The organism is Pseudomonas sp. MPB23 (assembly GCF_046605395.1).
Classification (GTDB): domain Bacteria; phylum Pseudomonadota; class Gammaproteobacteria; order Pseudomonadales; family Pseudomonadaceae; genus Aquipseudomonas.
The window spans coordinates 1,029,597-1,044,157 of record NZ_CP176771.1 but is presented as its reverse complement, the minus strand read 5'-3'; the positions used below and the strand labels follow the sequence as shown (position 1 = coordinate 1,044,157).

The 14,561-nt window shown below is 60.2% G+C and carries 9 protein-coding genes and 1 pseudogene; 5 read left to right on the top strand and 5 right to left on the bottom strand.

Annotation, left to right across the window (positions count from 1 at the left end):
• Positions 1–65: 65 nt before the first annotated feature.
• The gene (locus ACLH0J_RS04675) at positions 66–1,811 is read right to left on the bottom strand and encodes a recombinase family protein (RefSeq protein ID WP_262049552.1); all 1,746 of its coding nucleotides are present in this window, start codon (positions 1,809–1,811) and stop codon (positions 66–68) included.
• Positions 1,812–1,852: 41 nt separating this feature from the next.
• On the opposite strand from ACLH0J_RS04675, the pseudogene ACLH0J_RS04670 reads away from it, so the two are divergent.
• Positions 1,853–2,422 (top strand): annotated as a pseudogene (locus tag ACLH0J_RS04670) (ATP-binding protein); the annotation flags it as partial.
• Positions 2,423–2,431: 9 nt separating this feature from the next.
• On the opposite strand, the gene ACLH0J_RS04665 reads toward ACLH0J_RS04670, so the two are convergent.
• The gene (locus tag ACLH0J_RS04665) at positions 2,432–3,646 is read right to left on the bottom strand and encodes a benzoate/H(+) symporter BenE family transporter (RefSeq protein ID WP_411391057.1); all 1,215 of its coding nucleotides are present in this window, start codon (positions 3,644–3,646) and stop codon (positions 2,432–2,434) included.
• Between the two features lie 142 nt (positions 3,647–3,788).
• Here ACLH0J_RS04665 and ACLH0J_RS04660 point away from each other — a divergent pair, with 142 nt between their 5' ends.
• Positions 3,789–5,288 carry a PLP-dependent aminotransferase family protein gene (locus ACLH0J_RS04660; protein ID WP_411391056.1) on the top strand — a complete coding sequence of 500 codons (1,500 nt, stop codon included), beginning with the start codon at positions 3,789–3,791 and terminating at the stop codon, positions 5,286–5,288.
• A gap of 12 nt (positions 5,289–5,300) precedes the next feature.
• Here ACLH0J_RS04660 and ACLH0J_RS04655 read toward each other — a convergent pair whose 3' ends face one another.
• On the bottom strand, positions 5,301–7,277 hold the full coding sequence (locus tag ACLH0J_RS04655) for a methyl-accepting chemotaxis protein (protein WP_411391055.1): 1,977 nt from the start codon (positions 7,275–7,277) through the stop codon (positions 5,301–5,303).
• Between the two features lie 177 nt (positions 7,278–7,454).
• The gene (locus tag ACLH0J_RS04650; protein ID WP_411391054.1) at positions 7,455–8,375 is read right to left on the bottom strand and encodes a LysR substrate-binding domain-containing protein; all 921 of its coding nucleotides are present in this window, start codon (positions 8,373–8,375) and stop codon (positions 7,455–7,457) included.
• A gap of 152 nt (positions 8,376–8,527) precedes the next feature.
• On the opposite strand from ACLH0J_RS04650, the gene ACLH0J_RS04645 reads away from it, so the two are divergent.
• A complete protein-coding gene (locus tag ACLH0J_RS04645; RefSeq protein ID WP_411392776.1) occupies positions 8,528–9,931 on the top strand; it encodes a NorM family multidrug efflux MATE transporter in 1,404 nt (467 codons plus the stop codon).
• A 6-nt stretch (positions 9,932–9,937) separates the two neighbouring features.
• On the opposite strand, the gene ACLH0J_RS04640 is transcribed toward ACLH0J_RS04645, so the two are convergent.
• Positions 9,938–11,602, bottom strand: a complete 1,665-nt coding sequence (locus tag ACLH0J_RS04640; RefSeq protein WP_411391053.1) for a putative bifunctional diguanylate cyclase/phosphodiesterase — start codon at positions 11,600–11,602, stop codon at positions 9,938–9,940.
• Positions 11,603–11,857: 255 nt separating this feature from the next.
• On the opposite strand from ACLH0J_RS04640, the gene rep reads away from it, so the two are divergent.
• Both rep and ACLH0J_RS04630 read left to right on the top strand, forming a co-directional pair.
• Positions 11,858–13,867 (top strand): DNA helicase Rep, encoded by a 2,010-nt coding sequence (gene rep / locus ACLH0J_RS04635; RefSeq protein WP_411391052.1) that lies wholly within the window; start codon positions 11,858–11,860, stop codon positions 13,865–13,867.
• A gap of 58 nt (positions 13,868–13,925) precedes the next feature.
• A complete protein-coding gene (locus ACLH0J_RS04630; protein ID WP_411391051.1) occupies positions 13,926–14,498 on the top strand; it encodes a xanthine phosphoribosyltransferase in 573 nt (190 codons plus the stop codon).
• Positions 14,499–14,561 lie beyond the last annotated feature (63 nt).

Sequence of the window (14,561 nt, the reverse complement as noted above, 5' to 3'; positions counted from 1 at the left end):
ACACCCCAAAATAAGAATGCCTTGTACTAGCATCGATATCAATCAATCATCATTCTAGGATTCTCTTAAATTTGTTCGTAAAGGTCGGCTAGTCTCGGAATTCCAAAATGAGAAAGTGGTTTATGAAGGGGAAACTTCCTAGAAATGCTTAGAATCTCCTGTGTATCGCGATTCACCCACATGTGCAGACTTCTAGTAGATTTGTCGTATCGGAATTTAAACACTATTTTCGAAGCCTTGAAGAACTGGTTCAACTTCAAACGCCCTTCCTCGGTGCGAAACTGCTCAACAACATCATCGATCGTAGTTAATTTAATATCTGTAACGCTGGATTCATACTCGTCGCTAAGCTTGTCTATCAATGCAACTTGATCATCAATTGCAATTTCTAGTGATTCCAGCCTCTTTATTATCGGCATCGGAATTTTTCCATCAAAGCCGTCAAGTGACTTTTCAATATTCTCATATTTTTCTTTCAAACCAGCCAATACTTCGGACGCTTCCGCCAAGTTGCTTCCTAACAGTTCCCGCGACTTCTTATCATCCGACAGAAAAGAACTGAACTCATCCCCGAAGCCAGTCATGCTGGTCCGACGCGCCGAACGGACAATCGGATCCATTTTCATTCTTTTAACGACAGTACTATTAATATGTCCGTTAGGCTGTGCAACCTTCTTCTTACCGTCCGTTTCAAACTCGTAACGTATAACGCCGGGCGAAGCTTTCGACTGAATTACTTGCATACCATGTAGGAGCATACCGAAAGCCAAATCGAATCTAAATCGTTGATCACACTGCCCTTTCAACTCTTTCCGGGTGAAACAGTTAAAATAAGGGTACATTACGCCCTTCTGGTTTTTCTGCTTTTCAAACATCATTGTTTCGCCACACTCAGCACACTTAATTACATGCCGGAAGATGTTTGTACTCCCTATAGTTGTATTGCCGTAATCCTTTCTATCTTGACGATTTCTCATCGATGCAACGGCTTCATTGAACGCTGTTTGACTAATTATTTTAGGATAATATTCATCGATGTACTCAACAAATACTTTCTCCCCCTTTTCGTTACGCTTCTGGGACATCAACATACCCAAAGGATACTTATTCTCTATCATCAAAGCGACTTGGCGACTGGTCCACTTTCTTTTAGAACTAACGTTGACCCGTCTCGTTGCGTTAGAGACACCCATGGTTTTCAACAACTCAAAAATCATACGTATTTCTGATGCTTCGTCTTCAGCAATGACGAATTGTTCAGTTATCACATCGTAGCGATAGCCGTATGGGGGATTATGGGCGTTGAATTTCTTTCCACTTTCTGACGCTGCTAGTTTCGCTTTGTTCCAAGCAGATTTTCGTCGTTTCGACTTAATCTCTGACTCTTCATTAGCCCTTTTCGCAATCAAACTAATCATGATCAAATTTTCAAAATCACGATCCGGATCATCATAGGAATAGCATCGCGAATCAGTCGTCGTATAAATCTTAACGCCCGCTTTTAGGATGTTTTGCAGTAGTTCCACGCCATCAAGGACACGCTGGCGGGTGATTCTATCGATTGATTCTACAACCAAGTAATCGCCACGCCGGATAACCCCTCGCTCGATCCTAGCCAATACCTCCTTAAACTTTCCTTTGTTCGCATTATCGCCACGAAACGATGAAACGCCTTCATCAATGATCGTTTCAACAATATCTACGCCAGTTTCCCTTTCGAACGCTTTCAATGGACTGGTTTGCCGATCCACCGAATCACCCGATGACTGGACGGTAGATGAATAACGAACGTATGCATAGGCGTTTGGCATAGCGACAACCCGGATCTCAAAATTATGTGAGAATTATACCGCCTTTAGAGTCGGGGCATATCGTGATCTCCCGCGCCCGCGACCGCGTGAGTTTCCCGGCGCGCTTTCAACTGGTCGCCGCGATGAACCCCTGCCCTTGCGGTTACATGGGCGACTCCAGTGCGCGCTGTCGCTGTACGTCGGAACAGGTCCAGCGCTACCGCAACAAACTCTCCGGGCCGTTGCTGGATCGGATCGACCTGCACCTGACGGTCGCCCGCGAAATCACCGCGTTGAACCCCGCCCCTCAGCCCGGCGACAACACCGCCAATGCCTCGGCACTGGTTGCCCAGGCCCGGGAACGCCAGCAACAGCGCCAGGGTTGCGCCAATGCGTTCCTGGACCTGCCGGGGCTGCGCCAGCATTGTGCGCTGTCCAGGCCGGATGAAGCCTGGCTGGAAAGCGCCTGCGAACGCCTGACCCTGTCCCTTCGAGCAGCCCATCGTCTACTCAAGGTCGCCCGCACCCTGGCGGACCTGGAGCGCGTAGACACTATCGGACGCAACCACATTGCCGAAGCCCTGCAATACCGGCCATCGGCCTCCAACTCGGTCGACGGTGCAAACGCCTAGAAGTCAAAATCAGCGATAGACCGGAGCGCGGCGGCGACGTGGCAAGCGACCATTGAGCAACGCGTACGCGGCCAACCCGATCAACAACCCCCAAAATGCGCCACCGATCCCCAGCAGGTTGATGTTGGCGGCGCACGCCAAGAAGGTGATCAGCGCGGCTTCACGCGACCTGACGTCCGCCATCGCGTTGGCCAGGCTGGCGCCAATGGTGCCCAGCAGGGCCAAACCCGCCAACGTGGTGATAAACGCCGGCGGGAATGCCATGAATACGGCAGCCAGCGTCACCCCGAATACCCCGACGAGGATGTAGAACACCCCGGCGGCAACCCCGGCGACCCAGCGCTTGGACGGGTCCTCCGAGGCTTCCTTGCCCGTGCAGATGGCCGCCGTGATGGCCGCGACGTTGAACGCGTGCGAGCCGAACGGCGCCATCAACAGCGAACCCAGCCCGGTCACCGTCAGGATCGGGTTCGCGCTGGTCTTGAAACCATCGTTGCGCAACACCAGCATGCCCGGCATGTACTGGCCCGTGAGGGTGATCAGAAACAGCGGCAGCGCCACACTGAGCAACGCATTGAGCGAGAACGCAGGCCGGGTGAATACCGGCCCCGCCAGTTGCAGGGACAACCCCGACAGGTCCACCCGCCCCTGCACCAGCAGGAATCCCAAGCCCAGTACCAGAATGCCGACCACCGCGTAGCGCGCAGTGAACCGCTTGAGCGCGACGTAAGCGGCGATCAACAAACCGACCAGCACTGGGTCGAGGCTCATGCCACCGAACGCGCCGATGCCGAACTGCAGCAGAATTCCTGCCAGCATGGCCGCGGCGATGCCGGGCGGAATCAGCCGGATGACTTTTTCAAAGCAGCCGGACAGCCCGAGCAGCACAAACGCCACGGCTGACACGATGTACGCGCCGACCGCCTCGGCGTAAGGCGTGGCAGACAGCGCGACCACCAGGAACGCCGCCGCGGGGGTCGACCACGCGGTGATGATCGGCTCGCGGCTCACCCAACTGAGAAACAGCCCGGTCACCCCCACGCCGATCGACACCGACCAGACCCACGAAGCCGTGAGCTCGGGACTGAGCCCGGCCACCTTGGCCGCCTGGAACACCAGAATGAAGGTGCCGCCATAATTGACGATGACTGAAATCAGCCCGGCCACGATGGGGTGAAACACGTCGCGCAGACGCAGCGACGACGGTGAGATTGACGAAGACATAGGGACTTTGCTCCTTGCCAGGCGAGGTATTGAGCCTCGCGTGATGGGTCATTGGCCGGCGTTAAGGCCGTGGCACGGGTGAAAGTCTACGGATAGACTGGCCTGCCATTACCGGCCAATTCTTCAAGATAAGGCAGACCGCATGGCAAAAACCTTCGAGCTGGAAACCCTGCAAATGCGCCTCGACGACGTGCAATTCCAGGCGTTGGGTCTGCACCAGCGGATTCAACGTGCGCTGCGGGCGTTGATCCTCGACGGCGCCCTGGCGCCCGGCCTGAAGCTGCCGGCGACACGGGTCCTGGCCAAGTCATTGGGGGTTGCGCGCGATACGGTGGAAAACGCCTACGTGCAGTTGCACCGCGATGGTTTTATCGTACGGCGCGAAGGTTCCGGCAGTTACGTGTGCGAGGCCATCGGCACCGAATTGCGCGGCGCCTCCCGCCGCCGCCTGCAGGCGCAAGCGGTCAAAACCAGCCAGGCGGCAGCGGGCGCCGGCTTGAGCCAGCGCGGGCGGATGATCCTCGACAGCGGCGGCGTGAACGATCAACAGGTGATCAAGGCATTCGCCACCGGCCTGCCCGAAACCCGCTCGTTCCCGACCGATGTGTGGGAGCGTCTGCAACGCCAGGTGATGAAGGACTATCGCAGCAGTGTGCTGTTGCACGGCGACCCGCAAGGGAGCGCGTCGTTACGCCAAGCCATCGCGACGTATCTGAACCTTGAGCGCGGCGCCAACTGCGCGCCCGACCAGGTCCTGGTGCTGAGCAGTACGCGCCAGGCGCTTTTTCTGTGTGCACAGTTGCTGGTGGATGTCGGCAAACCGATCCTGCTGGAGAACCCAGGCTACTTCGGCGCCAGGAAGGCCTTTGAAACGGCCGAGACCAAGGTCGTGCCCATCGATGTCGATGCGTCGGGCATCCGCACCGACCTGCTGCACGCCGACCGCAGCGGCGCCCATTGCGTGTATGTCACGCCCTCTCATCAATACCCGACCGGCGCCACGCTGACCCTGGAGCGGCGTCTTGAGTTGATCAACTGGGCCGCGGAAAAAGGCAAATGGATCATCGAGGATGACTACGACAGCGAGTTCCACTACACCGGCAAACCCACGGCCTGCGTGCAGGGCCTGGACAAGTACCAGCGCACTTTGTACCTCGGCACCTTCAGCAAGACCCTGTTCCCCGGCCTGCGCATGGGCTACATGGTGCTGCCCCGTGAACTGGTCAAGGCCTTCACCTACGCACGCAGCATGCTGGACGGCCACACCCCGCAAATCCTGCAGCTGACGCTGGCGCGCTTCATGGAGGACGGGCATTACAACGCCCATGTCCGGGCGATGCGCAAACTCTACGCCGGGCGCCAGGCCATCATGCTCGACGCCATCGGCAAGCACCTGGGCGATGTGGTCACCGCATCCCGGCCCCAGGGCGGACTGCAAATTCCCTGCGTGCTGCATGAGGGCTGGTCGGAAGAAAAAACCATCCGCCAGGCCGCCAACGCGGGCGTGCAACTGCCCGGTCTCAGCCGACTGTATGCCGGTGGAGCAACGCAACAGGGATGGTTATTGGGCTACTCGTCCTTGACCGCCCATGAAATCGAAACCGCCATGCGGCGCCTGGCTCACGCGCTCAAAGCGCGCTAACCCGGCGCGCCGTCAACGAAACCGGTCGACCTCTTGGCGCAGGCTCGCCGCCAGCGTCTCCAGCTCCTTGGCGGTAATCGCCAGGTTGGACACCACTTCGCGCTGCTCGCTGTTGGCCAGTGCAATGCTCTGCAGGTTGCTGCTCAGCAAGGTCGCGGTGCTGCTTTGCTCCTGGGTGGCGGTGGTGATCGCGGCGAATTGCTGCCCGGCCGAGCGGCTTTGCTCGTCGATGCGCGCCAGGGCCGAGGCTACGTCGGCGTTGCGTGACAAGCCTTCCTGCATCAGCGCATTGCCCTGTTCCATGGTGCTGATGGCGTTGCCGGTTTCCTGCTGGATGCTCTGGATCATCCCGGAAATCTCATCGGTGGCCTGGCGGGTGCGTGAGGCCAGGTTGCGCACTTCGTCGGCGACCACGGCAAATCCACGGCCTTGCTCGCCGGCGCGGGCGGCTTCGATGGCGGCGTTGAGCGCCAGCAGGTTGGTCTGTTCGGCGATCGAGGTGATCACGCCGACGATGCCGCCGATTTCCTGGGAGCGCTGGCCCAAGGTGTTGATCACCGCAGCGGTGCTGTTCAGGGCGGTGGCGATGTGTTCCAGCGACGACGACGCCTCCTGCATCGAGCTGCGGCCGATGCGGGTCTGTTGGGCGTTTTCCTGGGCCAGTCGTTCGGTGTTGCCCATGTTGTCGGCGATGTTCAGCGAGGTGGCGCTGAACTCTTCCACCGCGCCGGCCATGCTGGTGATTTCGCCAGACTGCTGCTCCATGCCTTCATAGGCCCCGCCGGACAACCCGGATAACGCTTGGGCACGGCCGTTGACCTCTTCGGCGGCCTTGCGGATGTGCGAAACCATGGTCGACAGCGCTTCCCCCATCTGGTTGAAGCTGCGCGCCAGTTGGCCGATCTCGTCATGGCTGGACACGTTCAGCCGTGCGCTCAAGTCACCCGCACCCAAGGCCTCGGCCTGACGCACCAGGTCACTCAGGGGCTGCAATTTACTGCGCAGCAACCAGACCGTCGCCCCCACCGCGAACAGCATCGCCAGCACGCTGCCAATCACCAGGCGAATGCCCACCGCCCACGTGACTTCGCGGATTTCAGTCTTCGGCATGCTCGCCACGACCGACCACGGGCCGCCTTCGAACGGCACCGACACGCTGTAGAAATCTTCGTTCTTGTCGCTCCAGAAACGCCCTTCACCCGGCTTTTTCGCCAGGTCGAGCATCACCGGGATCGCCTGCTCCGGCGCCTGCACGCCGGCCGGCGGCACCAGCCAATGTTTCTGTTCATCCATCAGTGCGAGGGAACCGGTCTTGCCGATACGAAAGCGTTTGAGGTTGTCGAACTGGGCGTTCTGGGCGTCGGTGTAGTCGAAGCCGACGAACAGCACCGCAATCACCTTGCCGGCGGCATCGCGCACCGGCGTGTACTGGGTCATGTAGGAGCGTTCGAACAACACCGCGCGGCCGACATAACTCTGCCCGGCCAGCAGGCGTTGGTACGCCGGATGCTGGTGGTCCAGGGCCGTACCGATGGCGCGACTGCCGTCCTGCTTGGTCAGGGATGTGCTGATGCGGATAAAGTCTTCACCGCTGCGCACAAACACCGTGGCCACGCCGCCGGAGGTGTCCTTGAATTCATCGACCTCAGCGAAATCGTTGTTCAGCAGATTGCTGCCCAGATACAGGCCCGGCGTCTGTATCCCTGCGATCGCCACCGGCTGGTCAGCGCGCACACTCAAACCGGCGCCGAAACGCTTTTCGAACAGCCCGCTCAAGCGCTGAGTGCTCTCGCGCAAGGTGCTGTGGAAGGTATTGAGTTGGTCGGCGAGCAGTCGCGCCTCGCTGGCCAGGTGTTCCTCGCGGGTATCGAGGTTGGCGGAGTCGAGGGAACGCAAAGCAAACACGGTACTGCCGCTAATGACGACAGCCAGAATCACAGCGAGCGCGAGGCCCAACTGCGAGGCAATCCGGGCACGGGGTTGAGACATGACGGCTCCTCGCCGAGGCCAGGATCGTCCTGATCTCATAGCGCTGCTCGGCAAATTATCGAGTGGGAAACGTTGGTGCACGATAGTTCCAACACTCCTACTTCGGCGGCCAGAAGCAATACTTGAGCGATTCGCAGGGGTATCTCGCAAACGATTGCATCGGCTGTCTGCAGCCCGTCAGTCGAGGCGTTCGACCTGAGGCAGTTCCATGGCGCTGACCTCGCTCTGCAGAAAGTCCGCCAGCCGCCGCAAGCGCTCGCCGCCGGGACGGGTTTTCGGCCACACCAGGTAGTAACTTTCCCCACTGGCCACGGCGGTAGGCCACGGTAGGCTCAGCCGACCCTGGGCCACGTCTTCGGCCACCATCAGCAAATCGCCCATGGAGACGCCATAACCTCGTGCGGCGGCGATCATGCCCAGCTCGAGGGTGTCGAATACCTGCCCGCCCTTGAGCGACACCTGGGAGGACAGGCCCATACGCTCCAGCCAGTTGCGCCAATCCCGCCGGTCGGGCGTGGGGTGCAGCAATTCGGCAGTGGCCAGGCGCGCAGCGTCCCAAGGCCCATCGTCCAAGAGGTTCGGGGCACCAACGGGGATCAGCAGTTCCGGGAACAGGTAGCAGGCTTCCCAGTCCGCCGGAAAATGCCCATAACTCAGCAATACCGCGCAATCGAAAGGCTCCTGGTTGAAGTCCACTTCGTCCACGCTCATCCACGCGCTGGTCAGTTGCACCTCATTGCCCGGCTGCAAATGCCGGAAGCGACTGACGCGCGCCAACAGCCAACGCATGGTCAGCGTGGACGGCGCCTTCATGCGCAGGATGTCATCTTCGGCGTTCAGGGTATGGCAGGCCCGCTCCAGCGCGGCGAACCCTTCGCGCACGCCGGGCAACAGCAAGCGCGCGGCTTCGGTGAGCTGCAGGTTACGACCGCTGCGCTGGAACAGGCGGCAGGCGAAATGCTCTTCCAGGGTACGGATATGGCGGCTGACCGCGCTCTGGGTAATCGAAAGCTCCTCCGCCGCACGGGTGAAGGAGTTGTGCCGCGAGGCGGCTTCAAATGCGCGCAAGGCGTAAAGCGGAGGAAGACGACGAGACATAAGGAAAGCTCCGACGGCGCAATGCCCAAACCCTACCAGAATCAATCAGGCATGAGTTTTAATCATGCAAACGATCGCATTTATCCCTTTGTGCAACGGGCTGAGAGCGCCGAGAATCGAACCCTCCCCCGCCCTATGACTTTTTGAGCGTGATGATCATGCAGCATCCAGCACGTACCGAACTCTGGGCCATTCTGCGGTTGTCAGGGCCGTTGATTGCCTCGCAGTTGGCACACATGCTGATGGTGCTGACCGACACGCTGATGATGGCGCGCCTGAGCCCTGAAGCCCTGGCCGGTGGAGGATTGGGCGCGGCGAGTTATTCATTCGTATCGATTTTCTGCATCGGCGTGATTGCCGCCGTGGGCACCCTGGTGGCCATCCGTCATGGCGCGGGCGATATCGACGGTGCCACCCGCCTGACCCAAGCCGGGCTGTGGCTCGCCTGGCTGATGGCCCTGGCGGCCGGTTTACTGCTGTGGAACCTCAAGCCTGTCCTGCTGATGTTCGGCCAGACTGAAACCAATGTGCATTCGGCCGGGCAATTCCTGACGATTCTGCCGTTCGCCCTGCCTGGGTACCTGAGCTTCATGGCCTTGCGCGGCTTCACCAGCGCCATCGGCAAGGCGACGCCCGTGATGGTGATCAGTCTGGGCGGCACCGTCCTCAATTACCTGCTCAACCATGCGTTGATCGAAGGCATGTTCGGCCTGCCGAAACTCGGCCTGATGGGCATTGGCCTGGTCACGGCCATCGTCGCCAATGGCATGGCGTTGGCGTTGATGTGGTACATCCGCAGCAACCGCACCTATGCCGCCTACCCGCTGAGCGCTGGCCTGCTGCGCCTCAACACCCAGTATTTGCGCGAGCTGTGGCGCCTGGGCCTGCCGATTGGCGGCACCTATGCGGTGGAAGTCGGGCTGTTCGCCTTTGCGGCGCTGTGCATGGGCACCATGGGCAGCACCCAGTTGGCGGCGCATCAGATCGCCCTGCAGATCGTGTCGGTCGCCTTTATGGTGCCGGCGGGGATGTCCTACGCAGTGACCATGCGCATCGGCCAGCATTACGGCGCCGGGCAGTTGCTGCAGGCACGCATGGCCGGGCGTGTCGGCATAGGATCTGGCGCGGCGGTAATGTTGGGATTTGCCGTCGTGCTGTGGCTGTTTTCCGACCCGCTGATCGGACTGCTGATCGACCACAACGACCCGGCGTTCCACGACGTGATCATCCTGGCCGTCAGCCTGCTCGCCGTCGCCGCGTGGTTCGAGCTGTTCGACGGCGTGCAAACCATCGCCATGGGTTGCATTCGTGGGCTCAAGGACGCCAAGACCACCTTCCTGATCGGTGCGGGCTGCTACTGGTTGATCGGCGCGCCGTCGGCCTGGCTGATGGCGTTCACCCTGGGCTGGGGCCCGACTGGTGTGTGGTGGGGCTTGGCGCTGGGCCTGGCCTGTGCGGCCGTGAGCCTGACCTGGGCGTTTGAAGCGAAGATGAAACGCATGATCCGCCGGGAGCCGAAAGCTCACCGCGGGTTTCACGCGGCGCAGACCGAGTGAGGCGGGCTAGCCCAGCAAGACCTGCTGGCTTTGACCGAACGTCAGGTACTCGACCAACTCGGCCAACGGCAGCGGCTTGCTGATCAGGTAGCCCTGGGCCTGGTCGCAGCCGAACAAGCGCAACAGTGCCAACTGTTCCGGGGTTTCCACCCCTTCGGCCACCACTTCCAGGTTGAGGTTATGCGCCAGGTTGATCATGGCGTGCACCAACTTGCGGTTCTCTTCGCGCTCTTCCATGCCGCCGACAAAACTCTTGTCGATCTTCAACAAGGCGATCGGCAGGCTGTTGAGGTGCACAAACGATGAAAACCCGGTGCCGAAGTCATCCAGGGAGAACCGCACACCCAAGCGGCCAAGGGCATCCATGGTCTGCTTGACCAAGTCACTGCGACGCATCACGGCGGTTTCGGTGAGCTCGAACTCCAGCCATTGCGCTTGCACACCCCGCTCGGCAATCAGCCGGCTGAGGGTCGAAAACAACTGGCTGTCCTGAAACTGACGGAACGACAGGTTGACCGCCATGTGCAGCGGCGGCAGGCCGCGTTCGAGCAAGTCCTGCATGTCGCGCAGGGCCCGGGAAATCACCCAGTAACCCAAGGGTACGATCAGGCCGCTTTGTTCGGCCAATGGCACGAACTCACTGGGCGGCAATAGCCCGCGCTCGCCGTGGCGCCAGCGCACCAGCGCTTCGAGGCCGACGATATGGCCATCGTCCAGGTCCAGGCGTGGCTGGTAATGCAGCTCCAGTTCATCACGGCGCAGGGCCCGACGCAGTTCGCTTTCCAGGTCGGCCAGGCTGCGGGCGTTGCGGTTGATGCGTTCATTGAAGATATGAAACGTGCAGCCCTGGGTACTTTTGGCTTGCTGCATGGCGATATGGGCATGCCACATCAACGGGTCGGCGCCAGCACTCGCGCGGGCATGCGCGACGCCCAGGCTGCAACCGATCAGCAGGCTTTCGCCATCCACCCAATAAGGTTCGGCCATGGCTTCGATGATGCGTTCGGCCATCCATTCGGCGCGCTGGGGTGCGCGGCGGGTGTCGATCAGCAAGGCAAATTCGTCGCTGCCCAGGCGTGCCAGTTGGTCGCCGGCCTCGAGCTGGCTCTTGAGCCGCGAGACCACTTGCAGGATCAACCGGTCGCCGGCCTGGTGGCCGAGGGCATCGTTGGCGTGGCGGAAGTTGTCGAGATCCAGGTGACCCAGGGCCAGGCCGCGACCGTCGTTGTCCGCCAGCCGCGCAGTCAACAGGGTCTGGAAACCCTGGCGGTTGGCGATACCGGTCAGCGGGTCCTGTTCGGCCAGGCGCTGCAGGGTGTTTTCCAGCACGCCACGCTCGCGCACGTGGCGCAGGCAGCGGCGCAGGGTGTCGGCATCCATGGCATGACGAACCAGCCAGTCACTGACCCCCAGGGGCACCACCAGCGGCTCCTGTTCCAGCAATAACACGCACGGCAAGCTGCAACGACCAGGACCGGGTTGCAGGTTGGGCGTGGTCAACAGCACGGCGCTGTGGTCGTCGTCGAACAGACGACTCACCGAGTCCCAGTTGGGCGCACTGATCAGCACAGCCCCTTCGCCCATCGGCACCAGGCACTCGCGCAACAATGCTGCCCACTCGGGCGTATCGGCCAGTAGCAGCAAACGCAAGGGTTCGACAGGCGTAGACAAGCTAGCTCCCTAGACTCTGCAAGATTTCGTTGGCCGCGCGCATTATGACGTACGACTTGGCAATCACCAATGATAGGGGTTATCAAATACGGGCAATGCGCACAAAAGTCGCAAATACCCCCACATCCTGCGGCAAAGTAACAAATGCGGCAAATTTAGATCGAGTGGTACGTCACACCGTCGATCCAAGGCAGCAGAATCTTGCCAGCCTGTTAAAATGCCCGCCCTTTTGAACAATGACTCCCTGAACTCTGTATGTCCCGACTCAATCCCCGGCAGCAAGAAGCCGTGAACTACGTCGGCGGCCCTCTATTGGTGCTCGCCGGTGCTGGTTCCGGCAAGACCAGCGTGATCACCCGCAAGATCGCGCACCTGATCCAGAACTGCGGCATCCGCGCCCAGTACATCGTCGCCATGACCTTTACCAACAAGGCGGCGCGCGAGATGAAGGAGCGTGTCGGCACCCTGCTCAAGGGTGGCGAAGGCCGTGGCCTCACGGTGTGTACCTTCCACAACCTGGGACTGAACATCATCCGCAAGGAGCATGCGCGGCTGGGCTACAAGCCGGGCTTCTCGATCTTCGACGAAACCGACGTCAAAGCCCTGATGACCGACATCATGCAGAAGGAATACGCAGGCGACGACGGCGTCGACGAGATCAAGAACATGATCGGCGCCTGGAAGAACGACCTGGTCCTGCCGCCCGAAGCCCTGGAGAACGCGCGCAACCCCAAGGAACAGACCGCCGCCATCGTCTACACCCACTACCAGCGCACGCTCAAGGCGTTCAACGCGGTGGACTTCGACGACCTGATCCTGCTGCCGGTCAAACTGTTCCAGGAACACAAAGACATCCTGGAAAAGTGGCAGAACAAGGTGCGCTACCTGCTGGTGGACGAATACCAGGACACCAACGCCAGCCAATACCTGCTGGTCAAGCTGCTGATCGGTACGCGCAACCAGTTCACCGTGGTGGGCGACGACGACCAGTCGATCTACGCCTGGCGCGGCGCCCGCCCGGAAAACCTGATGCTGCTCAAGGACGACTACCCGTCCCTGAAAGTGGTGATGCTGGAGCAGAACTACCGCTCCACCAGCCGCATCCTGCGCTGCGCCAACGTGCTGATCTCCAACAACCCCCACGAGTTCGAAAAACAACTGTGGAGCGAGATGGGCCACGGCGACGAGATCCGCGTGATCCGCTGTCGCAACGAAGACGCCGAAGCCGAGCGCGTCGCCGTGGAAATCCTCAGCCTGCACCTGCGCACCGACCGGCCCTACAGCGACTTCGCGATCCTCTATCGCGGTAACTACCAGGCCAAGCTGATCGAGCTGAAATTGCAGCACCACCAGGTGCCGTATCGCCTGTCAGGCGGCAATAGCTTTTTCGGACGCCAGGAAGTCAAAGACCTGATGGCGTACTTCCGGCTGATCGTGAACCCGGACGACGACAACGCCTTCCTGCGGGTGATCAACGTGCCGCGCCGGGAAATCGGTTCCACCACCCTGGAAAAACTCGGCAACTACGCCACCGAACGCAAGATCTCGATGTACGCCGCCACCGACGAAATCGGCCTGGGCGAACACCTGGACACGCGCTTCACCGATCGCCTGTCGCGTTTCAAGCGCTTCATGGACAAGGTCCGCGAGCAGTGCGCCGGCGAAGACCCGATCAGCGCCCTGCGCAGCATGGTCATGGACATCGAATATGAGAACTGGCTGCGCACCAACAGCTCCAGCGACAAGGCCGCGGATTACCGCATGGGCAACGTCTGGTTCCTGATCGAAGCGCTGAAGAACACCCTGGAAAAAGACGAAGACGGCGAAATGACCGTCGAAGACGCCATCGGCAAGCTGGTACTGCGCGACATGCTCGAGCGTCAGCAGGAAGAGGAAGACGGCGCCGAAGGCGTGCAGATGATGACCTTGCATGCATCCAAAGGCCTGGAATTCCCCTACGTGTTCATCATGGGCATGGAGGAGGAAATCCTCCCGCACCGCTCCAGCATCGAAGCCGACACCATCGAAGAAGAACGGCGCCTGGCCTACGTGGGCATTACCCGCGCGCGTCAGACACTGGCCTTCACCTTTGCCGCCAAGCGCAAGCAGTACGGCGAAATCATCGATTGTGCCCCCAGCCGGTTCCTTGACGAACTGCCGCCGGACGACCTGGCATGGGAAGGCAATGACGACACCCCGACAGAGGTCAAGGCCGTTCGCGGCAACACCGCCCTGGCGGACATACGCGCGATGTTAAAGCGCTAAAATCGACTACTTTTCAATCTACTTTCGGCGCACCCCGCGCCATTAGAGGAAGCGTTCCGTGGAAGCACTGCACAAGAAAATTCGCGAAGAAGGCATCGTGCTTTCCGATCAGGTACTCAAGGTCGACGCCTTTCTGAACCACCAGATCGACCCGGCGCTGATGAAACTGATCGGCGACGAATTCGCCGCGCTGTTCAAGGACTCGGGCATCACCAAGATCGTCACCATCGAAGCCTCGGGGATTGCCCCGGCGATCATGACCGGCCTGAACCTCGGCGTGCCGGTGATCTTCGCGCGTAAGCAGCAATCCCTGACCCTGACCGAAAATCTGCTGTCGGCGACGGTGTATTCCTTCACCAAGCACGTGGAAAGCACCGTGGCGATCTCGCCACGCCACCTGACCAGCAGCGACCGCGTGCTGATCATCGATGACTTCCTGGCCAACGGCAAAGCGTCCCAGGCGCTGATCTCGATCATCAAGCAGGCCGGCGCCACCGTGGCCGGCTTGGGGATCGTGATCGAAAAGTCGTTCCAGGGTGGCCGCGCGGAGCTGGATGCGCAGGGTTATCGGGTTGAGTCCCTGGCACGCGTGAAGTCGCTGGCCAATGGGGTCGTGACCTTCATCGAGTAATCGCTGACGAAACGCGATTAAACAGGTGGGAGGGGGCTTGCTCCCTCCCACATTGGTTTGGGG

What these genes read in the sequence shown, in the direction of transcription:
- ACLH0J_RS04675 (WP_262049552.1), bottom strand. Translation starts at nt 1,811, where the DNA reads ATGCCAAACGCCTATGCATACGTTCGTTATTCATCTACCGTCCAGTCA.
- ACLH0J_RS04665 (WP_411391057.1), bottom strand. Translation starts at nt 3,646, where the DNA reads ATGTCTTCGTCAATCTCACCGTCGTCGCTGCGTCTGCGCGACGTGTTT.
- ACLH0J_RS04660 (WP_411391056.1), top strand. Translation starts at nt 3,789, where the DNA reads ATGGCAAAAACCTTCGAGCTGGAAACCCTGCAAATGCGCCTCGACGAC.
- ACLH0J_RS04655 (WP_411391055.1), bottom strand. Translation starts at nt 7,277, where the DNA reads ATGTCTCAACCCCGTGCCCGGATTGCCTCGCAGTTGGGCCTCGCGCTC.
- ACLH0J_RS04650 (WP_411391054.1), bottom strand. Translation starts at nt 8,375, where the DNA reads ATGTCTCGTCGTCTTCCTCCGCTTTACGCCTTGCGCGCATTTGAAGCC.
- ACLH0J_RS04645 (WP_411392776.1), top strand. Translation starts at nt 8,528, where the DNA reads ATGATCATGCAGCATCCAGCACGTACCGAACTCTGGGCCATTCTGCGG.
- rep (WP_411391052.1), top strand. Translation starts at nt 11,858, where the DNA reads ATGTCCCGACTCAATCCCCGGCAGCAAGAAGCCGTGAACTACGTCGGC.